The following is a 24,552-nucleotide window of genomic DNA, read 5'->3' as shown; positions in this document are numbered from 1 at the left end:
ACCTACGCCACAACCTCTGTCACAACGCCTATGCCCTTGCTCCTCCCCTCGCGGAAAACAAAGCGCTGTCCCCGCTCCACGAAATGCGGAGCGTACTTGAAACTCACCTTCACCCTTCCCCTGTCCCCCGCAGCAAGGAATTCTCTATTTACCGGCTCCAGCACAACCGCCTCGTAGATGGTCTCAAGGTGGATCACCGGCTCATAACCTCGCGCAATTCTGGTGGGGTGGTTCAGCACCACAACCTCTGCGAGAAAGCTTCTCACTGCCCGCAGCCCTCGCCTCGAGGTCAGAACCATGCCCCTCCTCGGCTTGAGCTTGGCACCCTTTATCGCTATTCCCACAACCTCCCCCACCTCTGCACTCTCAACGCTGTAGTGATGCATCTCAATTGAGGAGCCCTTCACCTCCTGGAACTCTCCCTTACTGTCCGGGCCCAGGTAGAGCGTCTGCCCGCGCTTGATAACCCCGCTCTTAACACTCCCGCTTACCACTGTGCCCACGCCGGCGACGCTGTAGATCTTGTCGATATACATCATGAACTCCGCCTCGCGCTCAAGCTGTGTTGCCCGCTTTGGAAGGTGGTAGAAGAGCCTGTCCAGAAGCTCAAGCCCCTCACCCGTCCTGGCGGAGGTGACAACCACCGGCACAAGCACCTTTGTCTCCCAGAAGTTGCCCAGTGCTGCTATATCTCGAGGGGAGGAGAGAAACTTCGGAACCCTGCCTACCAGGGCGAGAAGCGATGTAATCTCACTCTGAAGTTTACTGAGCTCCCCTGCCCTGTCGACCTTTGTTATGGCGATAATCACAGGCAAATCCATGGCGAGCATTATACCCAGGTGCTCCTTGGTTATGTGGGTTATGCCATCGTCGGCGGCAATTACCAGCATCCCGTAATCCAGCTTCTGCCCCACTATTCCGCGAATAGTGGTGCGAAGCCAGGGCTCGTGGCCGACAGTATCCACAAAAGAAACAAGCTTTGAGGCGCTGGCTACAACGCGGGCGCGCTCTTCCCTGCTCAGCGGATTTCTGAGGCGGATAACCTCACCCCCGCTGGTAAAGCCGTAGACCGCATAGCTCAGGTCTGCACTCAACCCGCGCTCAATCTCGTGCTTCTGCGTATCCAGGTAGCACCTGGTCTTACCGGAGCCATCGTCAAGCTCGCCCGATACCAGGGTGCCCACAAGCGTGGACTTGCCGTGGTCCACATGCCCGGCGGTGGCTATGAGCAGGTGCTCCTTTTCCAGACGGGCGCGCTCCAGCGTAACCATCGCAGCAAAGTGCGAGTCCCCGCCGTAAACCTTCTTATCTGTTATAACAAAACCAACATCGCGGGCTATTTCAGCGAGAACCTCAAGGCTCTCTTCCAGCAGCTCCCGCGCTATCCCCACAACCTCGCCGGAGTCCTTAACACCAAGGAGATAGACAGCCCTGCCAGAGCCGTTGTTTGCCCTGTACTTGAGCTGCGAGGCCAGGCTCTGCCTCCTGTCCCGCGAAAGGTGCACCTTGCGCGAGAGGTACTCCTTAAACTCCACATTGCCTCCCTCGCCCTTCGCCGCGAGCACCTGAAGTTCATTCATTTTCTCTCTACAAGATAAATAACGTTTATAAAAAGCCCCTGCTAAGGCTCCATATCAGTGAGGCGCTGCACAATGTGGTGAAGCATCGCCTTTAAATTTGCGCTGTTGTCGAATTCCGCAAGCCTCGCGAGCTGCCCTCTGCTCTGCCTGCTCAGCTCCTCCACATCCTTAATAAGCAGCGGCAGCGCCCGCGTGACCTCGTCCACTATGGTAATGCTCGCCCTCCTCGCCGTCCTGGAGAGGGGGTTGAGGTCTATGGCTATAACCTTCTTTCCCATGTCAACCAGCGCCTCAGTGCGATCCCCATCCTCTATTGCAAGGAGCACAGCGTCCGCTGCGTAGATGCCCCTGCCCGAGACAAGCCGCCTCTCGCTGCTTAGCTCTGGTATCTCAGCCTCGGGCTCCACACCCAGGACCTCCTCAGCGCCTGCGCGCTTCAACTGCGCCGCTATTCTGCGCGCCCTCTCCTGCGAACGGTAGAAGAGGTTCACCTCAAGCTTTGCATTCGCAGCCTTCGCTAGCCTCACAAGCTCCTCAGCACAGAGTGCGGCAGTGTTGCCATTCACCGATATAACCGGCGAAGAGGCGAGCAGCAGCGCTGCTGCGGCTGCACGAATCGCCTCCCTCGCGGGCGGTGCTGTGGTCTCGCCTATAAGGTAGTCAAAAGCCTCGCCCCTGCCGTGGGCGATAAGCCCTTCTATTATTGTAATCCCCTGCTCATATCCCCTGGCGAGCTTCTCCCTCTGGAGCAGAGAGCTGTATCTCGGGTGGTCGCGAGGCACCTTCATTTCATCACAAAGCCTCCTGAAACTATCAGCTTGAGCCCCTCTTCCACGCTCATCTCCAGCGGTATCACCTCCTCCTCTGGCACCATTATCACAAAACCAGAGGTGGGATTCGGCGCAGTGGGCACAAACACATTTATCACATTCTCCTTCGTCTTCTGCTGCACCTCTTCAACATTTGCACCCGTGGTGAAGCCTATCACATAGCTCCCCCGCCTGGGGTACTCCACGAGAACAACCCCTTTGAAGCCCTTCGTCCTGTTGTCTATAAGCACCTTGCTTGCGTGCTTCACCGTGGCATAGACGGTCTTGATAAGGGGTATGCGCATTAAGGCGCTCTCCAGGGCTGCCACCAGGCGTTTGCCCAGGGTCAGTCTGGCCAGTGCGCCGAGGGCAAAAATCAGCAAAAGTGTGGCGATGACGCCAAAGCCTGGCAGGTACATGCCCAGTATGCGCTTGAGCAGCGGCCGGAGGAGGCTGTCCAGAAAATCAAACCCGAACCACAGCACATAAATCGTCGCCACCAGGGGTATGAATACGATAAGCCCTGCCAGGAAGGTGTTCCTTATGCTCTGAAGCAGCTTCATAGCAGTCTCGCCCCGCAGTTGTCTATGCTTGCGGTTATACAGGGATAATCCAGAAGGTTAACGACCTTATCAGGTTTTTCAGAAACAGTAAACACTGCCTCGCCCAGCATGGCCATGCCCGCCTCAACCCCATGTTCCTCCAGCTCAAGGATTGCCCGCCTGACCTCTCCCTTCGCGAGCCCTGTCGCAAGGGCGAATTTCTTTGAGATGGAAACAAAGCGCTGCAAACTCGGAGCCTTAAGAAGCTCTTCAACGCACTCTCTGCCCACAAGGTTTATCTTCGACACAGCAGCCTGAGAGGAGAGCACACCCTTTGTCTCTATTCCCTCTCCCACCAGAAAGACCACAACACCTGAGCTGGAGTAAAACTTCTTCACCTTGCCCGCACCGGGGGCTCCAGCGCGGGTGCGCACAACAAACCCCCCGCTGAGCTGGGCTACAACATCTCCCAGGCCGGTGCGGCACTCCACCTCCGCGCAATGTGCAAGCCTTCCCAGCTCCGCTGCGCTTAACCCTAGCCCGAGCGCCTGGTTGAGCGCTATCGCCGTGCTCAATGCACCTGCACCGCTCGCCCCAAAGCCCTGCCGCTGAGGTACCTCCAGCTCATGCGCAATGCGAACCTCATAGTTGCGGGGGCACTTTGAAAGCAGAGACCTCGCCACGAGAGTGCTGACCTCGCACTCGCACTGTTCGCGATTCACCTCAACATAAATGTCGCTCTCCTTCGCGAGTCTAACCTCAACCTCTGTGGTCACGCCCTTGCTGAGCACCAGCCCAGCACCTCTGGAGCCGGAGGTGAGGGCATCGCCGGTGAGAAAAACCTCAAAAAAGCCGGTGATATGCGCTGGAGCAAAAGCTCTTGCTAGCATTCCCCAAGCCTCTTTACAATCTCGTCAAAGAGGCGGCGCGCAACCTCTTCCTTAGGCATTCGGGGCAGCGAAATGCTGCTCTCTTCATCCACTATAATTACCTCATTCTCCTCAGAGCCGAATATGCCGCGGGAAACGTCGTTGGCCACAACCAGGTCGAGCTCCGCCTCCTTTAAAAGCTGCCTCGCGGCGCTGAGCATCTCCTCCTGCGTTGCACTGTAGAGTGCTTTGAAGGCAACCTTGAACAGCTTATCACCCCTTATCGCGTGCAGAACCTTGGGCGCTGGTTTAAGGCGAAGCGTCACCTCCCGCGTGGAGTCGAGCTTTCCCTTGAACCCGCCCTCCACCATGAAGTCGCCCACCGCGGCAGCGGAGATAAAAATGTGAGCATCCTTCGCTTTCCCCACCACAGCCTCACGCATCTCACCTATGCTCACGGCCTTGGTGGTGTTGATATACCCGGGCACGCGCTCCTCCATCCTGCCTGTGATTAAATCCACCTCGGCACCCCTGTAGAATGCCTCCTTTGCCAGGGCAAGCCCCATCTTACCAGAACTGCGGTTGGTTATCACCCTGACCTCGTCGATGGGTTCTTCGGTTGCGCCAGCGGTTACCACCACCCGCCTGCCCGAGAGTTCATCGCCGCCCAGCATGCGTATTGCATAATCTGCTATTTCACTGATAGGCGCCATCTTGGCCGCGCCTTCTTCAATTATGGGCCCAACAATGGCAACACCTCTGCCCGCCAGCTTTTCCAGATTCTCCCTCACGGCCTCGCTGCGGTGCATCGCCAGGTGCATCGCTGGCGCGACCAGGAGCTTTGCCTGCGAGGACAGGCACAGGAGGGTGGGCGGTGTATCGCCTATCCCATGAGCGAGCTTTGCGATGGTATTCGCAGAGGCGGGGGCCACGAGGACCAGGTCGTACTCCTCGAGATGTTCAAGTGCCCCCGTAATCTCAGTCACAGGCTTTTCGCGGGTGGCAAACTCCATCGCATAGGGATGAATAATCCTGGTCGCCGCCTCACTCATGTAGGCTCTAACCTCAGCACCATGCCTGAGAAGCTCCCGCGCAAGGCGGGGCGCCTCTACTGCAGCGGCGCTTCCGGTTACGCAAAGTGCAATGCGCTTATCCCAGAGCCTCCGGCTCTTTGTTCCACGTATCTCGCTCATTGATGCAATTTTTGCTGCATAGATTAAATATTTTACCCAAATCTGCAAGCTCACTTCCCAAACAGGCGAAGGTGCTCAGCCTTTATGCACCTGTTCTGTATAAACTTCAGCCCTGCCTCCCTGGCGCGCTTCGCAGCAGCCTCATGGGTGATGCCCAGCTGAAGCCACACCGCACGGGCGCCAATCTCTATCGCCTGCTCCACTATATCCGGGACCTCCTGTGCCGGACGGAAGACATTCACTATGTCCACCTTAACCTCGCGCGGAATTTCGCGGAGCGAGGGGTAGCACCTCTCACCGAGAATCTCCTCTGCAAAGGGATTCACCGGAATTACGCGATAACCCAGCTCCATGAGCTTTTTGGGCACCTGATATGCATCCTTGGCGGGGTTGGTCGAAAAACCCACCACGGCTATCGTCCTGGCGTTTTGAAGCAGCTCCCTTATTTCATCATCGCCTGGCTCGCTCATCTCATAACCTCCGGAGGGTATCCTTAAAACTTCACCTCATTAATTCTTCTGTTGTCCATATCAAATTTCATTCTGAAAATGTTGATGGCAGGATTTTTTATTTTATGGGATATGTACCTGGCAACTTTCAGATGAAAAATAAATCATATGCATGGATTAACTTTTTGAAAACAAAAAGGTTTATCTATAAACCCTGCCTCATATTTCATCATGGTGAGAGTCACATTAAAGCTGCGTGATTTGATGGAACTTATCACCGGCATAACCAGCGAAGATGAACTCATCAAAAAGTATGGGCTCAGCAGGACACAGGTCTGGGAGATCGAATCTGCGCTTCGCAACGGAAAATGGAGGATAAAAAATGGCAACTAAGGAAGTCACTATAAAAGTTACAGGCATGACCTGCGCCATGTGTGTGGCGACGATAGAGAAGGCGCTCAAGAAGCTGGAAGGTGTTGAGGAGGCGGCGGTGAACCTGGGAACCGAGACCGCCACTGTGAGATACGACCCCGAGAAGGTAGACCTGGGGCAGATAACCAAAGCCATTGAAGAGACAGGTTATGGGGTTGTCAGGGAGACAAGGGAGGCTATTGTGAAGATAGGCGGCATGACCTGCGCCATGTGTGTTGCAACGATAGAGAAGGCACTCAAGAAGCTGGAAGGTGTTGAGGAGGTGAGCGTCAACCTGGGTACAGAGAGTGCACGTGTGGTCTACGACGCCAGCCTGGTAAGCCCTGCGCAGATAAAGCAGGCGATTGAAGAGACGGGCTATAAATACCTGGGCCTGGCAGAGGAGGAAACCCCTGACGCCGAGCGCGAGGCCAGAGAACAGTACATAAAGGAGCTCAGGAACAGGGTTTATGTGGGCTTCGGCCTGGGCGCTGTGCTTCTCCTGCTCACCTATGGCGGCCTTCTGGGCCTGCCAGTAAGCACAATTCCCAACCTTCTGCTCATCCAGTTCATAATAGCCACGCCAGCGATGTACTACGTGGCAAAGCCGATATTCGTCGCCGCTTACCGCTCCCTCACCCACCGCACGCTTAACATGGACGTGATGTATGCCATGGGCACAGGCGCCGCCTACGTTGCGAGCGTACTGGCAACCTTTGGCTTCCTTCCCGAAGGGTACATATTCTACGAAGCTGCGGTGCTTCTGGCTAGCTTTCTGATGCTGGGAAGGCTTCTTGAAACCATAGCAAAGGGAAGGACAAGTGAGGCCATAAAGAAACTCATAGGTCTCCAGGCAAAGGAGGCGACAGTAATAAGGGACGGCAAGGAGATGCAGGTGCCTGTGGAGGAGGTCGGGGTAGGCGACATCGTTGTTGTCAAGCCCGGTGAGAAGATACCTGTGGACGGCGTTGTTATAGAGGGTGAGAGCTATGTGGATGAATCCATGATCACCGGCGAACCTATACCCAACCTGAAGAAGCCGGGTGATGAGGTGGTTGGTGCTACGCTGAATCAGAACAGCGTACTCAAATTTAAAGCGACAAAGGTGGGCAAGGATACACTTCTCGCCCAGATTATAAAGATGGTGGAAGAGGCGCAGGCGAGCAAGCCGCCAATACAGCGCCTCGCCGATAAGATAGTCGCCTACTTCATACCTGTGGTGCTTGCAATAGCCATAACCTCCTACATCTACTGGAGGTTCTTTGGAAATGTCGACATAATGCCTCCCGAACTTTTCGCATTTATATCCCTTCTGTCGGTGCTGGTTATCGCATGCCCGTGCGCCTTCGGTCTGGCAACGCCTACCGCCCTGACGGTGGGGATGGGCCGCGGAGCCGAGCAGGGCATACTCATACGCAACGGCGAGGCGCTGGAGAAGGCGATGAAGGTCACCACTGTCATATTCGACAAGACGGGCACGCTTACAAGGGGCAAACCTGAAGTAACTGACCTGATGGTATTCGGTATGCCCGAGAAGGAGTTTTTAGGTATGGTCGCAAGTGCAGAGAAAAATTCTGAGCATCCCCTTGCTCAGGCGATTGTAAACCATGCAAAAGAAGCAGGAGTGGAGCTCCTGGATGCAGAGAAGTTCGAGGTAATAACCGGAAAGGGGGTCGTGGCCAGAGTCGCTGGCAAAGAGGTGCTAATAGGCAACCGCACCCTAATGCAGGAGCACGGCATAGAGGTCGGCAGCGAAGTGGAAGAACATCTTCAGAAGCTTGAGAGCGAGGCGAAGACCGCCATGCTGGCGGTGGTGGACGGAAAACTTGCGGGCATAGTCGCTGTGGCAGACAGGATAAAGGAGCATGCCCTGGAGACAATTGAATATCTCCACCGCATGGGAAAGAAGGTGGCGATGATAACCGGCGACAATCGCAGGACCGCCGAGGCCATAGCCAGGAAGCTGGGCATCGATGTGGTGCTTGCTGAGGTTCTGCCGCATGAGAAAGCCAATGAGGTTAAACGCCTCCAGGAGAAGGGTGAGGTTGTGGCCTTCGTAGGCGATGGCATAAACGATGCCCCTGCCCTTGCACAGGCTGATGTAGGCATAGCCATAGGCTCGGGTACAGATGTTGCCATAGAGAGCGGTGAGATAGTTCTCATAAAGGATGACCTGCGCGATGTCGTGGCGGCGATTCAGCTGAGCAAGAAGACCCTGAACAAGATAAAGCAGAACCTGTTCTGGGCGATGTTCTACAACACTATGCTAATTCCAGTCGCCGCCGGCCTGGGCTACATCCTCTTCGGCATAGTATTTAGACCTGAGTGGGCGGCCGCGGCGATGGCGGTTAGCTCTGTCTCTGTGGTGAGCAACTCCCTGCTCATGAAGGGCTATATACCGGAGATAAAGAGGGGTGCGAAGGCGTGAGCCCGTTTAGGTTCATAGATGAAGAGGAGTTCAACAGAGCGGTGCTCGGGTCAGCTAGGCCAGTGGTGGTGTGGTTCTCCTCACCTGGCTGCCCGCCGTGCAGGAAGATTGCACCCCTCGCCGAGGAGATTGCCAGGGAGTATGCCGGGAAGGCAGACTTCCTACGCGTTGATGTGGATAAGTACCCTGGGCTAGCTGAGAGGCTGGAGATAACAAGCGTCCCCACCTTTGTGTTTCTCAGGGCTGGGAGGGAGGTTGACAGGTTGGAGGTGCTGCCCTCACGGGAGGAGTTCACAGAGGTTATGGAGAAACTATGAAGAATTCTGCGTACCCCTTATATCCTCACAGAGCCTCCGGAGCAGGTCTTCAAAATCATCCAAGGGCTCCTCCAGGTCAGTGGCAAGGGGGTAGCAGAACTCCACCTCAGGGTTATCGCCTTCAATCCTGAGGGCAAGGGTGGGATAACCCCTCTCAGCCTCTATATCATCTTCCCAGTGTCTGCGCTCATAGCCCAGATCTTCTATGGAGAAAACAAGCTGCTCAATAGCCTCCTCCGCAATGCCCCTGGCAATAAGTGCCTCTATAACCCTCTGCTCAACCACCGGCAGAAATCTCTCCTCCAGCACAGAAATCCTGACTTGAACAATCCTGTCGGCGATGTCTTCGCTCCTCAACCAGAAGGATAGGTCAGCCTCAGAGACATCCTCAGCATACCCCGTGGACAGGAGCTCACAGCCCCAGAGCTTCAGTGTGATTCTGTCCCTGCTGACCTCAAAGGATATGTCATCCGTACTCAGGAGAATCCCTGTTTCTGCATAGACATTCTCCACAAACTCCTCTGCGAGTTTTTTTGCTATTTCTTCTGTAATCATTGCAGATTTTTCTGCCCGAGCCTTATTAAAATATTTCTCCTGTCGTAAGATGGGAAATGTATTTATTCCCGGGATAGGAAGTTGTAAGTGGAAACATGACCCCACAACGTTGTCTGGTATTGTGCCTTCTTGCTTCAGGGGCTCTCCTATTCCCGGGCTGCCTGGAGGAAGGCGGCCTGGAGGGTCCGGAGCAGCCCGCAGTTGAAGAGGCTCCGGGGGAAGAGATGCCAATCCCTGAGAGTGAGTATACCTTCGGCCTGGAGGAGGTCTCCTTCGAGGAGATTGCCGAGGACATGCCGGAGTGGTTTGAGAGGGCGGCAGCGAAGGGGATTGGCATCGTGGGGCTGGAGGTGCTCAACCTCGAAGGCTATATGATTATCGATTCTCCAACCCTGAGGGGCGCCGGATTCAGACTCAGCCCTGAGTATGGAAACCTCTTCCCGGAGATACTCAGGGAGGCAAAGAGGCACAACATTAAAGTCGTGGTGATGCTCGAAAGCATTGCCCATATAAAGAGCAACTTTTACCCGTACTCAGAGAACATCATGCAAGACAGGCTTACCCCGGAAGCCGTGGAACAGCTTGTGCGGGAGCTTGCGGCGGAGGCGCAGAGGGCAGGGGTGGAGATTGCTGTGGATGAGGAGGCCTTTGAGGATGCCTACATAGATGCCATCAGCAGGGCCTCAAAGGAAAGCGGTGTAGAGTACATTCACTTCTTTGAGGACCTCGAGTGCAGGGCGGACGTCTTCCTTTCTGAGGATTATGCCTACTACCCCTTTGATGGAAGAAACAGCCCCGAAGACCAGGATTACCTGAGGATGCTGCTCCAGCAGGGCTCCTACTACGGTGAGCTTGGAAACCTGAATGTTATGTACGGCGCTGCCAGGGGCTGCGGCAGGGCTGCGGGAACCCTTACCGCCGGGGGATGGGGCCTCGGTGCCAGAACCCACCAGAACATTGCCCTGCTGAGGGCTGTGCAATTCGGCCCAAGGCTTTTCTTCTTTGTGATTGCAGAGGGAGAGGATGGCCCAATATACCAGGACGAGGTTGCCTATGTCCAGAGCTACAATTTCACAAAAAGCCTTCTGCCCCTTGTTGAGGAGTTTGGAAGGAGGGACACCGATGTCAGGAAGCCTGTGGCCAACCTCATAATCGATGAGCCGCGTGGCGGTGAAGACATCGTCGACTTCTTTATAAACGCCCAGCTCTCCTCAATGGGGGCGGTGACAAATGCCCTTCTCGCCTCTGGCTATGACCTCATTGTAACAAAGTCCAGGCCCTATGAGGGGGCCTCCCTCTACTACGTATTCTCACCGGGCAGGGTGTTTGACGAGGAGCAGGAACTCCCCGCCAGCCTCGCTGAACTTGCCAGCAAAAATGTGCCAGTGTTCTACCAGGTCGCAGGAGAACTTCCGAGTACGCCCAACTGGATGAGGGTGAGGGAAGCCCTTGGTTTAGGGAGCAAGTTGGAAGTCCTGCTCAACGAAGACGATACCTCCCTTTTTGACCCCATACCCGAGAGTGTGGTATACCGGTTCCCCTCCGGAGAGTATGAGGTGAAGTACGCTGGCTACAGCCTTGAGGTGTGGTTGCCGGAGCAGGCTGGCAGATTCTCCCTGGGGCATTATCTGCACTACATAAATCCGGATGACGTGGATGCAGAGGTTCTGCTCGAGGGCATAACAGCCAGAGACGAAGACAGAGCCTTTGACGACAGAACAGCGCTGATTATCAAAAAGGGCAACCTCTACTTTGTAAACGGCGGTTATCTTCACCTTGCATCTTCGGCGATCCTTGCAAACATCATCTCGGAGTTACGTGGAACGCCGGTCTACAACACCCCCTCCTACGGCTACTTTACAAACGGCGAAAGCAGGGCAGTTTTCTTTGCCCCCTATGACGTGGATGTGGACATAAATCTTCTGGGGGGCAGCAGGGTAACCGAGTTCGATGAACAGGGGAACAGGGTGGCAGAACCCGGGGTGAAGCTGGAGAAAGGCAGGCTGAGGGGAAAGGTCAAGAGGTTTCATCTGATAATAGTGGATTGAGGTGGTTTGAAAAGAAAAAATAAAAGATTAGTGGTGGCCACCGCCGCCACTCAGATATTTCTCAGGGTCCGCCTCAAAGGCGGTTTTACAGCCAGGGGCGCAGAAGTAGTAGGTCTCTCCCTTGTACTCGCTCTTCCACTTCGCGCTGGCCTCATCTACCTCCATTTTGCACACTGGGTCTATTGCCATGTTTACCACCGCATAACAATCTGTGGCAAAACAGATATACTTTTTTGTTACAAAAATCTGAACCATAGGGTTTATGTTCTTTCCAATGTGTAAAATTTATTGCCGTTGTGATTTAAATGTGTTGCTGAAAGGTGATTATGTTGAAGCTCGACTCTACTGATTTAAAAATACTGCGCCTGCTTCAGGAAGATGCGCGCATGCCTGTGGCTGAGATTGCAAAGCTCCTCAGAATCAGCCGCCCTACAGTAAAGACGAGAATTGACAGGCTGAAGGAGAACGGGGTTATAAGTAAGTTTACTGTGGAGATAAGCAGGGACGCACTGGAGAAGGCTGTGGTTGTGTTCCTGAGGATGAAGGCCGGTGAGGAGGCTGTGAAGCTTCTTAAGTCTTTGCCTGAGGTGGTGGAGGTCTACTCCATAACAGGAGAGAAGAACATCGTGGGCAAGGCTCTGGTCAAAGACCTCACCGAAGTTGGGAAGCTTGTGAACACACTGCGCAGCGTGGCAGATTCCCTGGAGGCGGAGGTGGTGACTGAGACCATAAAGGAGAGTCCCCCGCCGGTGGAGATGATTAAGGCTGAGCTTACATGCGAGTACTGCGGTAGCGAGGTCTCCAAGCCCTATGTGTACAAGTTCAGAAATGTGGAGCGCTACTTCTGCTGCCCTGTATGCCTGAAAAGCTACAGGCGCCAGGTTGCGCTTGCAACAAAAGAGCAGCAGGAATGATACTTTTATAAACGTTGAGCTTGGCGGAGAGCCTATGGTGATAATAGTCAGGTACAGCGAGATTGGCCTAAAATCAAAGCCAGTAAGGGCAAGAATGGAGCGCTCACTTATTGCCCACCTGAAGCGTATGCTCGGCGATGTGAAGATAACCCGGGAGTGGGGGCGGATATATATTCTCTCTGACTCACGCGAGGACGCAGTTAAAGCTTCTCGAGTTTTTGGCGTTGCATCAACTTCGCTGGCAGAGGTAACGGGCTCGGATTTTGAGGAGCTTCTCAGGAGCGGGCTGGAGTATGCGCTGAAGCGAATCTCCGGCAAGGTAAGCTTTGCCCTGCGTGTCCGCCGGGAGGGTAAGCACGCATACAGAAGCATCGATGTGGCGAAGGAGCTTGGTCAGCGAATAGTCAATGCCACCGGCGCCAGGGTGAACCTCACCTCGCCGGAGAAGGAGATTTTTGTCGAAATCCGCGGAGAGCGCGCCTACCTCTTCGATGAGGTAATCCCGGGCGTTGGCGGCTTACCCTATGCAACCCAGGGTAAGGTGCTCGCGCTGGTGAGCGGCGGCATAGACTCGCCAGTCGCAGCGTGGTTGATGATGCGGCGCGGTGCCGAGGTGGTGGCCCTCTTCATGGACCCCACACCCCTCGTGGATGAGCGCACCCCAGCGCGGGCGAAGGATGCAATCATAGCCCTTGCCTCCTGGACCGGGAAGCCGATAAAGACCTACCTGGTACCCTATGGCGATGTGCTCATTCAGCTCCTTAAGGTCAAAGATTACCGCATGGGGTGCGTGCTGTGCAAGCGCATGATGTACCGCGTTGCAGAGAGGGTAGCCAAGCGGGAGGGAGCACAGGCTTTAGTAACCGGCGAGAGCCTGGGGCAGGTGGCTTCGCAGACGATGCCCAACCTCGCGGCAATCTCGGACGTTACCTGCATGCCCATATTCCGCCCCCTCATAGGAATGGACAAGGAGGAGATAGTCTCACTGGCGAAGAGGATAGGCACCTACGAGATTTCCACGCGTCCGGCAAACTGCTGCCTGGGGCCGCCGCCAAAGCCTGTTACCAGCGCAACAGTGGAGAGGGCAGAAAAGGCAGAGGCCGGTCTCGGAGTCGAAGCGCTTGCCGAGGAGCTTGCAGGCAAGGCGAAGGTGGTGTGGCTGGGGTAAGACCCAGAGGTGGAGGGGGGAGGGAGCGGCCTATCTTCTCAACCGTCCCCTCCCGAGACACAGAGGAAGTGCCGCTATAACCGCTAGGAGGGTGGGACCACAGATGCCCTTTTTCTCAGCCTCTTCCACCGCCGGCGTGGGTGCTGGCTTGACCTCTGGCTTCGGCGTAACGACAGGTGGTTTTGTTTCTGGCGCGGGCTTGGTCACAGGCTTTTCCTCAGGTTTGGGTGTGGGTGCAGGCGTTGGTGCAGGTTTTTTGACACCATCCACCTTGGCGAATATGTCCCTGAAGCCGCTTCCCGCCGTAGCAGAGATGGTAAACCAGCTGAAACCGGGGGCTTCTGCGGTGTAGTAGATATAACCATCTTTGGCCTCCTCCGCACTGGTTGGAAGCATCTCCCACTCCCTGGTTTCGGTGAGACGGTACATGACCACCGTCGCGGGGTCGATGTCCTTCTGCTTAAGCCAGGTTTCATTCACCCTGAAGGTTACCTCTGCCTTCTCGATATAGGTGTTGGGCTTGCTGTATTTTATCTCAAGATAACGGTACACCTCCCCGGGGGCGTCGTCAAATGACACCCAGTCGGGTTTCTTTTCATAGGCATTAACTGAAAGCTTTGTGTAGTACTGGTCCTGGGATGCGAATATCTTTATGCTTGGAATGTCGGGCACGTACTCCTCGTCGAATACCACGAGGTAGGAATCTCCGGCGAGTATCTTTGGCACCTCCCTGATGTTCGATTTCTCAGAGGGCCCTCCACCACCGCCGCCAGCAGGTGATGAAGTCTTTGATGGGGTGGTGCTGACAGCGATAGCAACGCTTACACTCTTGGCATCCGCATTCGAAGGGGTGATGGAGATGTTTATGCTGCTGTTGCTGACGCTGCCAAAACTGAGGGTCCAGGCTATGCCCTTGCTCTCACCGCTCCCGCCGGTACCGCCGAGTATTGTCGAGATTACCTGACTCGAACTTCCGGACTTTATGGTTACACCGGAGGGCAGTGAGATTGCTACCGCCACATCGCGCGCCGTGGTTTCACCCCAGTTCTTTATGGTAAGCTGCAGATTCTTATCCCCACTCGGGTCCGAGAAGGATGTGGGTGAAGCACTCGCATCCAGAGATGGTGGGAGCACTATGTCGAAGGTATCCGACTCAGCGGTTGTGGGCGAACCCGCGGTGCTTATACTCACCTGTATCTTCTGCCCCGTGAGCGTCTGACTTGCTATCGCCGTGGTCCAGGAGACACTGCTCGTTCCAGAGCTGAAGGACTTTGAGGTACCCTCTTCCACGCTTATACCGGAGGGCAGGTTTATCAGCGAAGCGGTGCCGGTGTCGGTGCCGCTCAAACCAGAGACGGTGATTGTGAAGTACTTACCCTTCATCACAGTACCCGGGTCGGCGCCCGACTGGGATATGCTTACAGTGGCTGCATATACTCCTGGAATCACCAGAAGCACCAGTACAAGCGTCGCGAGCATGAGCACTCTCATCTTACCACCCTCCTACCCTAAGCCACATCTCAATCCTCTCGCTGCCTCCACTCTTGGAAACACTCAGGGTTACCATGTAGTCGCCCTTTTCCCAGGTGCCATTTTTGGGCGCAATTGTTAGTATACCGTAGCCCTTTGCATCCGTGGTATCCTGCACCTTCTTGAGGATGTAATCGGTGCCCTCTTTCAGCACCTTGGGACCCACAGGCGTAAAGCGGAACACCTTTTCTATGGTGACGTTGGCGCCCACAATCGCCTTCTGGTCGAAGTCGTAGGCGCGGATCACAAAGGTTATGTTATCTCCCTTCTTTATTGACCACTTGTCCTTCATCAGCAGCATGTGGGTGCCATTGTACATCTTTACGTCCCACCAGGGCTGTTCCTCATACGGCATGGATTCATTCCTGGGTGCGAAGCCCACCTGACCACCCCAGATGGCACTGGGTAGGTTGCCCCTCAACTCGAATATTCCGCTCTCATTGCCGTAGAAGTCCTTGGGGTTGATTATAAGGGAACCATTCCAGCCCTCGCCCCACCAGTCCTGGGTGATGTTTAGCTCGTCATCCACAAGTATGCTCGTCGCCCTGGCAATGCCATCTGGACGGTCGTCGAAGGTTACGGCGTAGAACACATCGCCGGTGTCGTTGTCCAGGTTGAGGTCAAAACCCAGCTGACTCTCATTTAGCGTCGCAAAGGCAGGGGTGTAGCCGTCCGCCACCGGTATGTCCAGCCCTGGCCTAACCCCGACCTGCGATGAGTTGGCGATCAATATTCCATCCCATGGGGAAGGTCCCACCCTGGCGAGGTAAAGGTCGCTGCCCGGCATTATGGGCTCGCCTATCAGGGTTTCGCTTGCCGAGGAGTAGTTGCCATCTGCGGTGAAGTAAGCCGCCTTTGCACAGTCCTGTATGTTCCACTGCTTGCACATCGGATAGGGCATGCTCGCATTTGCCAGTATGGCGTTGTACGTTGCGCCGCCGATGGTGAAGGATATTATGCTCCAGCGCTTCTCCGGGTCCTGCCTGAGCGGATTGTTGAGGAGCTTCTGATTAAGTCTATCGTTGCTCACACCTATGACCACGAGCCCGCCGGCATTTGCATCTGCGGCGAGAACACTCATGGTGTAGTTTCTGTTGTTGAGGACTATGTTTACTGTGTCGTTGACGCTCTTTACCTCAGCGCCGCTGGCAAAATCGCAGCTCCCCTTCTTTATCCAGAGGGTGCTGGCATTTGCTGCGGTGAGATAGTAGTAATAGCTGGAGTTGGCATCGGTTAAACGCCCGCTTTGCAGGGTGTAGTTGGTGGGATCGCTTCCCGCATCGCCCGGCTCTGTGCAGTTACCCGGCGAAGGACCACCGGAGACTTGGTCCATGGTCATCGGGAAGTAGAGCCCACTCGCATTCACCTCGAAAAGCTCGGGGATATTGCCGCCATAGGTTGACCAGTCGTAGCGGTAAACCGGCAGAGGCTTGAACTCGCCAATGTAGCCCGCTGTGCCTTGGCCGCCGCTCACCAGGAAGGCGCGCACATTAACGCGCGGCCACATCCACTCCTCTAGTATCTCAGTACTATCGTTTACCTGCACCTCTATCTCAAAGGCATAGATTCCGGAGCTCAGATTGTACTTGCTCAGGTTGAACTGCACCTCGCCGGTGCCGTTTATCGTGGCGGTTGGCGGTGAGGAGAGGGTTGTAATCTCAGGCGGACCTTTCAGGCTCTCCTTCCTCAAATGTTTTATACTGACGTTCGCCGGTACAGGAGTACCCGCAGGCGTTGCTACCATCACAGGCACATTTACCATCTGCCCAAGGCGAGCATCACCCAGGTTCGCCCAGTCACCCTTGTTTGCCGTGTATATCCTTATTCTATCGGCACGGGGGTCTACGCTGAGGAGTGTGAATTTGCCGCTGGCAAAGGTTCGCTTGGCTGGTGGGTCGTTTACAGAGCCGTAGCTTGAGAAGTTGTTGTCCAGAGAGAAGAACAGGGTATCATAGATCCCAGAAGTCTGAGAATCGGCAATCGCTATGTAGGCTGTGCCGTTGGTGTTGCCATCGCCGTCGAGGTCCAGCCCCCTGTTCCCACCTGTAGATGGGTCCCAGCCGCCCAGCCACTGTTCCTCCATCCTGCCCAGCTTTATAATCCCGCTCTGGGAGAGGGAGGCATTGAGCCATGCACCGGTCTTTGCAAGCACATTGATGCCGCGCAGCGTAATCTGCCTCTTGTTCAGGCTCTCCACCCTCCACTTTCCGCCGTAGGGGTCGGTGATTATCTCATTCACCACCGCACTGCTGGCACTGGAGAAGTTGGCATTTACGCTCACCCAGAGGCGGGTGGTATTGTGGAAGAAGCAGAGCGGCCTCTTGGTGATATTGAGACCACCGAAGAACCATTCATTCTCAATCATATTATCAACACAGCCCTTGTAGCTGCTGGTGTAGTTCCCCGGCGGCACAATATCGCCAAATTTAGATATGTCTATGCCATCCAGCTTTATCTCCTTCTTCGCCGTATCACTCTCCCACAGCCACACTTCATCTATGCTGGGCACACCGACTACCAGGTTGCGTATCACAAACCACACACCGGTTTCCTTCTTTGCGCCGGAGGTATCCACAATCTTCAGCCTCGCCTCGTAATCACCACTTTTTAAACCTGAGAGCTCTATGCTTATGTTGCACACATTGTTGCTGCAGGTGGTGGTAGAGTTGCGCTTCAGCGGATGCCCGCGCTTAATGTCGAAGAAGCTTGCCAGTCGTGTTTTGTTCACGTCGAGGGCATGCGGAGTGCCGTCAAAGTTTGTGGCATTTACCATAACAGTGAGATTCTCATCGCTTCCGAAGGTGGGAGGCCACATATCCATGCCGCGGTAGTAAACATTAACCTGGAAGGAGGCGACATCAAACCACATGGTGCCTATGTCGGAACCATTTGCTGTGGTCACCTTTACATTCGCCCTGTACATGCCCTCTTTGCTTATGCCTGTGATGTTTACCACAGTCACATTCATGGCCTGTTTAAACCCACCCATGTCCATGTATACCGTCTTTTGGGAAATGCCCGCAAGAGTGTAGGCTGCATCCACCGGCGGCCACATATCAACGCGCTGCACACTTGCGATGCTCACATTCTGAATGGGCAGTATGCTCCAGTCGAAGGGATTGCGGGGTATCACCGCAAAGGCTATCGACCGGTTAACCGCATAGGTATTGCCCTCCCAGCCGCTCCAGCTGGCTGTAAGGTTTCCTGTTGCTTCATCCACACTCACCGACATGACCTCAACGAAGAAGTTACGAATCTCAAACCAGCCGAAGCCGAAGTAGCTCTCATTTGGGTCTGCTGGATTGTAGACCTCTATATCGGCGCCGTACCAGCCAGAGGCGAAGCCACTGCTGTTGGAGCTTATGTTGAGCGTTGCCGTGCCATTTGTCACACTCCCGCCATAGGTGGTGAACTCACTTGAGGGAATCTCCCTGCCCAGCTGATCATTTCTGAGCATTTTTATCTTTGCCACGAGTCCATCGCAGGTGGAACACAGCGCAGAGCTCGTGTCGCCCCTGTCGAGGAGTGTGCCCTTGCTGCTGTCTGCGATGTACACCTTGAGGGATACATTGCCCTTGCCGGAGAACACACACGGGCCGAAGCCTCCACCTTTACACTGGGGCTCCGCCCAGATGATGTACTTCTTCAGCATGAAGAAGGCGCCACCCACGCCTTCCTTTATTTCATTGCTCACATTCACCTTGAATCTGAACTTCATTGAGAAGAAGCCCTCCAGGTTGGGCGCCTTGAATGAGAGCACGCCTCCGCTGACATTAACGCTTGTGGCGATGCCACTCACATCCACCTTCTGGAAGCTCGGAAATTCTCGCCTTAAGCTCACTATGTTGGCGCTTATTATGCTCTCGGGTGGAAGGAACTCCCTGGTGAGCAGGTTCTGTACATTCAGCTTGACCCTGAGCGTCGAGTTGGGGGTGTTGAACCCAAACTCCTCCCCCTTGAAGTCAACGGTGGAGCCGTAGGCATAGAGTTCCTGCACCCCGAAGGTAGTGCCCGCAACGCTGGTTTCGCTGTTGTGGGTTATCCTCACCTTCGCCCTGTAGGCACCCTGCTTTGTCAGGTTGCCCACAACCACCATGCACTGGCGCAGCATGCCCTCCGGCGGGCCTTCATCTTTCGGTCCACCTCCTGCAAAGGACGCCATAAAGTTGGTGAGGTTCATTATCTGCACCGTAACATTTCCGAGGTAGGAAACCTCGCGGTCGTCTTTGAGCTCTATGAGCTCAACACTGGTATTGCACTCATCTTGCAGTGTGGAGGCATTGTCAATGTCTATCATCCCCGCCCCCTCAGGCCCTGAGGCCATGAGCCCGCCTTTCGTGACGTTGGTTAGCAGAGCAAGCATTGTAACATTGCTGCTGGGATGGAAGGCACTCACAAACATGCCGCCCTCATCCGCCTGGTCTATGAACTGGACGTTTATCGCATACAGCTCAGCCCTGCTCTCGGCGATAGTGAAGCCCATAGAAATCTCCTGCGTCGTGGTGTTATCGCTGGCACGGAATTTAACGCCGTATTCGCCTGTGGGCGCACCCTTAAGGTCGAGTTCTCCGGAGTACACCCCCTGCTCGGTCTTGGTCAGCTGCACTGTGCTCTGCGTACCATTGGGATACACCACCAGGGCTTCGGCGCTGGTGAGGGTAAGCAGGTTGCCGCTCATATCCTTCGCCACCGCAGTTAGCTTCACCACAGGATTGGGGGCGAAGGTCGTGGTGGGGTTGCCGTTGATATCTGTTATCTTTCCGAAAAGCTTGAAGGCCTCTACGCTGAAGACCTCCATCCCGAGCGTGTCGTTCACGGTTATCAAATACGTCCCGGCCACAGAGGGGGCAGTAAAGCTCCCGTTGAAGTAGCCGTTCTGGATTGTGCCGGAGGTGGAGTCTATAACTGTGCCGTTGGAATAGCGCAGCTCCACCTTAATGTTCTCGCTGCCCAGGATGTTGCCTGCCTTGTCCTTTGCGACCACCATGTAATACACGGTATCGCCGCCTGTGTACAGCGACGATGAACTGGGCTTGGCAAGAAGTACCTTGTTGCCGGAGGTAAATTCCACCTCAGCGACGATGTAGTCTCCCACAGAGTCGCCTTTCTTCAGCGGGGTTTCCACCATGGGGAAGGAGGAGTTATCTTCCAGGGAGTTGTAAAGTTCAAAGCGGGGGTCATCGTCCAGATAAATTGTATCAAACACATCGGAAGCACTCTCATTTATCAGCGCAAAGTGAGCAACCTTCCCGCCGCCGAGAATGGAGGAGGCATTGCCGTAGTGCACCTGGTATCCCGCTGCCAGAAAGTCCGAGAAATTACCACCAAGGTAGCCGGGAGAGGTTACAATGTCGCTGGTATCAACCATTACAACCCCATCTGAGGAGTTGAGAAGACGCACCTTGAAGAGCATCTTCTTCACCACAACCTCAAACTCAAGCCTGACGCTATCGCCGGGAGTGTTGTAAACCAGGGCATAGTAGTTACCCGGCGAAAAGTTTGCAAGAGGTATGGATATGGAAAAGGTGGAGACATTACCAGCAGCAGCGCTGGAGGTGCTGCCATTTTTTATGGAGATGTCAGAGGAGTTATATATCTCCACATAAACAGTAACAGAACTGCTCGTTTCCACGGTACCGCTTATCCCAAGCGAATCTGACGTTTCATACAGTATTTTGTCTGTAGAGGCGGTCAGATGGTAGGCGCTCACCGCGCCCCATAAAATGGCCATTACAAGGCCAAAGGTAATTAGAGAGAGTACTCTCTTTACTGCAAACATTCCCCGAAACCCCCTTCCACAATTGATAGACTTCTTATTCTTTTTACATTCTACTATAAAAACTTTTCCCATATCGGTGTGTTAGTGGAAATAACTTTACATGCACCCTCTAGATGCTATTTCAACAGATATAAATACACAAAAAATAGAATATCCATCATGCCCCTCTATACATTCCAGTTTCCAACTCCAAAGGGGTGCTGGAGCGATTTAACACGAAATCATGATGTCACTGCAACAATAATAAGCTTTGCCTGGGTCGGCTACAGACGCTATATAGCCCTGGTAAGGGTAGAAGGCGAGGATGCGCAGGAGTTTCTCCGTGAGGTACAGAACAGCAGCTCAACAAGGGAGGTTTCCATATACTCAAAGAGTGGTAGCACACTGGTTTTCGAGGTCCACGCCACGCGCATTCTCCCGCTACATACCTTTGCAAGTGCTGAAATTCTCATGCTTACCCCTATAACAATAAGACGGGGCACAGTTACGGCGAAGATTTTCAGCAACTCCAGGACGCTGAACTTTCTACTTGACTCCCTAAAAAAGGTGGGCTATCCCTTCAGAATACACAGAGACTGCTCCAGCGAAGCCTACTCCGACGGGCTGACAAAGAGGCAGAAGTATATTCTCAAAAAGGCCATACAGTACGGATACTACAGCTATCCACGTCGAATCACCCTTACCGAGCTGGCGGATAAGTTAAATCTCTCCAAATCCTATCTGTCTGAGACACTGCAGATCATTGAGAGTAAGATGATGAAGTCATCTGCTTTTTAAATACCGGACATGTTCGGAAAAAGTTTTTACTTGGCTCCATCAAGCTCTCTCCTAGGGGGAGGGGGGCCTTTCTATACCGCTCTGGATCTCAACTAGTGTTGATTGTTATTCACGTAAATTTTAAATATGTGAAATTTTATTATAATATATACATGATAATCTGTGCAGCTACCGGAGGGGAGTAGCTTGTTCAGGAAAATTACACGGCGGCTTGTGTACAAGTTCAGGGAGTTTGCCCTCGCCCTTGGTCTGCTGCCGGGAATTAGCGTGGTGAGGGTCCCAGAGGAGTAGGTTCACCCCAGTTTTGCTGCATCACCCCTCACCAGCGCCCTGAAACGCCTGTGCACCTCCAGGGTGCGCTCAAGCTTCTCCCTGCTGGCAGCAGGAAACAGCGCATAGGCCGGTTTATCATCCTCTCCGTCAGTTTCGAGTTCTCGCACCGCCTCAAGTGCCCCCTTTCTGCCGCCCTCTGCAAAGGCATCGAGCACCGGCAGCAGTGCCCTCAAATCGCTGGCAGCAATGGCAATGTCGCAGTAGGGTAGAGAGTACTCATTGCCATTGAAGGCTATGCCAATGCCTCCCCCGCTACTCACCTCGCGGAGCATCTTAAAGTCGGTGATACTATCGCCTATGGCTGCGCATTCGCTGAGGTTCTCGCCCTGCCTGCGCAGGAAGGCGAGCATTGCCTCGACCTTACGCCTGCCTCCTACCACGCGCACCTCGTTGAAAACCCTGCCAAGCTGTGTGCGCTGAAGCTTACGGAAGAAGAAGTCGTCCAGAGTTGCGACTATCTCCTCATCGTGCATGCGCGGGTATAGCTCCTCCAGTATAACCCTCTCCACCTCTGCAACCAGCTCCGCTCCCTCTGCGCCGCGATACTTGCTCAGCTCGAGCTTTGTGCAGGCGACGTCCTCCCTGGGTACGCCCAGCTGCGAGGCGATGTTGTATGCATGCTGCTGGTAGCTCGTGGAGATTATGTGCACCTTCCATCCGCCCTCGCGAAGCTGCGCTATTGCCTCCTTCGCCCCGTTCACAATCTTTGCGCGCTTTGAAATACGCTCTATCTCGGCCTCGGTGATGCCATGATAGATTAAGAAGGGGACGATGAGCTTCAGAGTATCTCCCGGCTCATAACCCTGCCTTTCCTCAAGCGTGAGCAGGTCGTCGTATCTGCTTATGACCTTAAATATCTCCTTACCTCTGGGTATGAGGCCCATTACCTCGTAGGCGTTGTCCTGGGGCGACAGTGGCCCCTCCAGGTCGAAGCATGCGACTGGCATGGGGAGAGTTTTGCGCTACGGCTTTTAATTCTTTCGCCAGATGGGAACCTCCACCGGGTTCCCATCCCCTCCAGGTACCGTGGATTCACACAGATATGGGAACCTCCACCGGGTTCCCATCCCCTCCAGGTACCGTGAAAACTACTGCTCAACCATCCCGCCCAGTAAAAACTGCAGGTACTGCATTCCCAGCTCCGGGTAGCGAGGGAAGTAGTAGCTGCGGAAGGAGCTGAAGTGCTTGTTGAGGCAATCCAGTATGCTCAGCGCATTCCTTGCGTCCTCGCGGGTCACAGTCTCGCCTGCAAGCAGGCGGGAGAGGTAGTCGGCTATGCAGGCCACGCCCAGCGTCCAGAAGTAGGCTGAGGGCAAATCCCAGGGCCTTGCTAAGGTCTCCAGGAAGCTCTGCCTGGTGTGCACAGCCAGAAGCTTCTCAGCCTCCTTGCTCATAGGCTTAGAGAAGAGCCTTGCAAGGTCCTCCTCGAACTCCAGCTCCCCGGCTATGCCCAGCTTCTTCGCCGCAAAGCCCGGGTTGATGTCATAGGTGAAGAGCTCGTCGAAGTAGTCGTATATCGCGAGGATATCCACCGCCACCTGCGCCTGAGTCTTGACCTCGGCGAGCAGCGCCCCTCTACGCTGGCGATAGCTATCTGCAAAGCTCTCCAGCGCAGCCTCCGCCTCGCCCTCATATACAAAACTCTTCCCGCCAAGTGCACCCCCCAGGTGGCGCACCGCAGAGGTGAGGAGAAGAAGGAGGTCGTAGAATCCCTCATCAGCCAGGGTTTCCACAATGCCCGAGTAGAGCTTCACAAGAGCACGCCACTCGCACCGCTGCCCGCTTGGGCTGTGCAGATAAACCACCTCCCCTCGCCTGACCTCCTCTGCTTCACCCTCGAGGAGGTCCTCAAGAAACTCCTCCCTGAGCATCGCCTCTGTAATCTCCTCGCCGCCCTGGAACCCCACCCCCGGGCAGGTCCACTTCACATCGACGATTACGCTCCCGTTGTCCAGCACACTCGCCGAAAAGGGATACTTGCGGCAGGTCATAAACTTCCCGGCCTTGCCGTGCTGGCGGTGCAGGGAGCAAAGCCTGCCTTCAAGGAAGGTGCAGGGTTTCCTTATGAAGTAGCGTCCGCTCCGCGCCTCATAGAAGTCCTCATAGCCCAGCGCCTTCACCCGCTTTATCTCCTCTATTGTCACCGGGATGTCCTCAAACAGTGAGCAGCAGGTGAAGCAGCTTTCAGGCGTGCATGCGTAGCGCAGCCCCCGCGGGAAGGTGGTGATTATCTCCATGCCCCCGCAGAGCAGGCTAACATTGTAAAAATTCACCTACCTCGCCCTGCTCACAGCTATACCCGCGAGGATAAGCGACGCCCCGGCATAAAACGCCGAAGTGAGCGCCTCCTGCAGAAACAGCGCCGAGAGCGCAATGGCAACCACAGGTGAGAGGGCAAAGGCAAGGGTAGCCGCAATAGCCTTTGCTCTGGCTATGCCGCGAAAGTAGAGGAGGTAGGCCAGGAAGGTGTGTGCTGCGCCCATAGCGATAGCGATAAGCCCACCCTGCAGACTCGGCATGGGTGAAGCTGCGGCAAAGGGCAGCAGGACGAGCGCCGCTATGATGAAGGTGAGCAGGAGCACCTCCTCCCCTCGAAGCGAAGCAAGCAAACGCGAGGCGAGCACAGTAAAGAGCGCCCAAGTGAGCGCCGCAAGAATTGCTAAAGCATCGCCGAGCAGGTTGATACCGGAGGCGTGGGAGTAGAATATAAGCGCTGAGCCTGCTATGCTCGCCAGGATAGCTGTAAGCCTGCGCTGACTCAGCCTCTCCTCGCGCAGCAGGCAGGCAAATAGGGCAGCAAAGGCCACGGAGGTGCTCTCCAGCACCTGCGCAGCGGCGGCGGAGGTGTAC

At 54.8% G+C, this 24,552-nt stretch carries 20 protein-coding genes; 7 read left to right on the top strand and 13 right to left on the bottom strand.

From position 1 onward, the window contains the following. Positions 1-2: 2 nt before the first annotated feature. The 6 genes from ACXJJW_RS01245 to ACXJJW_RS01220 are packed head-to-tail and all read right to left on the bottom strand — an operon-like array spanning position 3 to position 5,463. Complete coding sequence (locus tag ACXJJW_RS01245; protein ID WP_456473899.1) at positions 3-1,580, bottom strand: GTP-binding protein; 1,578 nt, start codon at positions 1,578-1,580, stop codon at positions 3-5. A 41-nt stretch (positions 1,581-1,621) separates the two neighbouring features. Next, a complete protein-coding gene (locus tag ACXJJW_RS01240) occupies positions 1,622-2,368 on the bottom strand; it encodes a 4-phosphopantoate--beta-alanine ligase (protein ID WP_456473898.1) in 747 nt (248 codons plus the stop codon). Continuing rightward, positions 2,365-2,952 carry a DUF502 domain-containing protein gene (locus tag ACXJJW_RS01235; protein WP_456473897.1) on the bottom strand — a complete coding sequence of 196 codons (588 nt, stop codon included), beginning with the start codon at positions 2,950-2,952 and terminating at the stop codon, positions 2,365-2,367. Before ACXJJW_RS01235 ends, ACXJJW_RS01240 begins: the two co-directional genes overlap by 4 nt. Next, positions 2,949-3,821, bottom strand: coding sequence for a pantoate kinase (locus ACXJJW_RS01230; protein ID WP_456473896.1), 873 nt, complete (start codon positions 3,819-3,821; stop codon positions 2,949-2,951). Before ACXJJW_RS01230 ends, ACXJJW_RS01235 begins: the two co-directional genes overlap by 4 nt. Then, entirely contained in the window at positions 3,815-4,993 is a 1,179-nt protein-coding gene (gene coaBC / locus ACXJJW_RS01225; protein WP_456473895.1) for a bifunctional phosphopantothenoylcysteine decarboxylase/phosphopantothenate--cysteine ligase CoaBC, read from the bottom strand. Before coaBC ends, ACXJJW_RS01230 begins: the two co-directional genes overlap by 7 nt. A gap of 50 nt (positions 4,994-5,043) precedes the next feature. After that, positions 5,044-5,463, bottom strand: coding sequence for a CoA-binding protein (locus ACXJJW_RS01220; protein ID WP_456473894.1), 420 nt, complete (start codon positions 5,461-5,463; stop codon positions 5,044-5,046). A gap of 210 nt (positions 5,464-5,673) precedes the next feature. Here ACXJJW_RS01220 and ACXJJW_RS01215 point away from each other — a divergent pair, with 210 nt between their 5' ends. From ACXJJW_RS01215 to ACXJJW_RS01205, 3 genes are read left to right on the top strand one after another with little or no spacing between them, the layout of a single operon-like run. Beyond that, entirely contained in the window at positions 5,674-5,835 is a 162-nt protein-coding gene (locus ACXJJW_RS01215) for a hypothetical protein (protein WP_456473893.1), read from the top strand. Beyond that, entirely contained in the window at positions 5,825-8,281 is a 2,457-nt protein-coding gene (locus ACXJJW_RS01210) for a heavy metal translocating P-type ATPase (protein ID WP_456473892.1), read from the top strand. The genes ACXJJW_RS01215 and ACXJJW_RS01210 overlap by 11 nt, the downstream gene beginning before the upstream one ends. After that, positions 8,278-8,598, top strand: coding sequence for a thioredoxin family protein (locus ACXJJW_RS01205; RefSeq protein ID WP_456473891.1), 321 nt, complete (start codon positions 8,278-8,280; stop codon positions 8,596-8,598). The genes ACXJJW_RS01210 and ACXJJW_RS01205 overlap by 4 nt, the downstream gene beginning before the upstream one ends. On the opposite strand, the gene ACXJJW_RS01200 is transcribed toward ACXJJW_RS01205, so the two are convergent. Beyond that, the gene (locus ACXJJW_RS01200; RefSeq protein ID WP_456473890.1) at positions 8,593-9,153 is read right to left on the bottom strand and encodes a hypothetical protein; all 561 of its coding nucleotides are present in this window, start codon (positions 9,151-9,153) and stop codon (positions 8,593-8,595) included. The two genes, ACXJJW_RS01205 and ACXJJW_RS01200, sit on opposite strands and share 6 nt — an antisense overlap. A gap of 95 nt (positions 9,154-9,248) precedes the next feature. On the opposite strand from ACXJJW_RS01200, the gene ACXJJW_RS01195 reads away from it, so the two are divergent. Continuing rightward, entirely contained in the window at positions 9,249-11,201 is a 1,953-nt protein-coding gene (locus ACXJJW_RS01195) for a hypothetical protein (protein WP_456473889.1), read from the top strand. A gap of 27 nt (positions 11,202-11,228) precedes the next feature. Here ACXJJW_RS01195 and ACXJJW_RS01190 read toward each other — a convergent pair whose 3' ends face one another. Further along, the gene (locus ACXJJW_RS01190) at positions 11,229-11,390 is read right to left on the bottom strand and encodes a YHS domain-containing protein (protein WP_456473888.1); all 162 of its coding nucleotides are present in this window, start codon (positions 11,388-11,390) and stop codon (positions 11,229-11,231) included. A gap of 137 nt (positions 11,391-11,527) precedes the next feature. On the opposite strand from ACXJJW_RS01190, the gene ACXJJW_RS01185 reads away from it, so the two are divergent. Together ACXJJW_RS01185 and thiI are read left to right on the top strand one after the other, a co-directional pair. Next, a complete protein-coding gene (locus tag ACXJJW_RS01185) occupies positions 11,528-12,115 on the top strand; it encodes a winged helix-turn-helix transcriptional regulator (protein WP_456473887.1) in 588 nt (195 codons plus the stop codon). 34 nt (positions 12,116-12,149) lie between these two features. After that, positions 12,150-13,283, top strand: coding sequence for a tRNA uracil 4-sulfurtransferase ThiI (gene thiI / locus ACXJJW_RS01180; RefSeq protein WP_456473886.1), 1,134 nt, complete (start codon positions 12,150-12,152; stop codon positions 13,281-13,283). Positions 13,284-13,313: 30 nt separating this feature from the next. On the opposite strand, the gene ACXJJW_RS01175 is transcribed toward thiI, so the two are convergent. Continuing rightward, the gene (locus ACXJJW_RS01175) at positions 13,314-14,774 is read right to left on the bottom strand and encodes a PGF-pre-PGF domain-containing protein (RefSeq protein ID WP_456473885.1); all 1,461 of its coding nucleotides are present in this window, start codon (positions 14,772-14,774) and stop codon (positions 13,314-13,316) included. A 1-nt stretch (position 14,775) separates the two neighbouring features. Continuing rightward, positions 14,776-20,592: a hypothetical protein gene (locus ACXJJW_RS01170; RefSeq protein ID WP_456473884.1), complete on the bottom strand. Its 5,817-nt coding sequence runs from the start codon at positions 20,590-20,592 to the stop codon at positions 14,776-14,778. A 159-nt stretch (positions 20,593-20,751) separates the two neighbouring features. On the opposite strand from ACXJJW_RS01170, the gene ACXJJW_RS01165 reads away from it, so the two are divergent. Then, positions 20,752-21,369: a helix-turn-helix domain-containing protein gene (locus tag ACXJJW_RS01165; RefSeq protein ID WP_456473883.1), complete on the top strand. Its 618-nt coding sequence runs from the start codon at positions 20,752-20,754 to the stop codon at positions 21,367-21,369. Between the two features lie 293 nt (positions 21,370-21,662). On the opposite strand, the gene ACXJJW_RS01160 is transcribed toward ACXJJW_RS01165, so the two are convergent. The 3 genes from ACXJJW_RS01160 to ACXJJW_RS01150 form a co-directional block, all read right to left on the bottom strand. After that, positions 21,663-22,649 carry an HAD family hydrolase gene (locus tag ACXJJW_RS01160; protein WP_456473882.1) on the bottom strand — a complete coding sequence of 329 codons (987 nt, stop codon included), beginning with the start codon at positions 22,647-22,649 and terminating at the stop codon, positions 21,663-21,665. Between the two features lie 141 nt (positions 22,650-22,790). Further along, positions 22,791-23,975: a YkgJ family cysteine cluster protein gene (locus tag ACXJJW_RS01155; protein WP_456473881.1), complete on the bottom strand. Its 1,185-nt coding sequence runs from the start codon at positions 23,973-23,975 to the stop codon at positions 22,791-22,793. Beyond that, the coding region (locus ACXJJW_RS01150; protein WP_456473880.1) for a DMT family transporter at positions 23,976-24,552 on the bottom strand (577 nt) is incomplete at its 5' end.

Source organism: Candidatus Pyrohabitans sp., from assembly GCF_054014795.1.
Note: the sequence above shows the minus strand (reverse complement) of the source record. Positions and strands in the feature narration are given on the sequence as shown.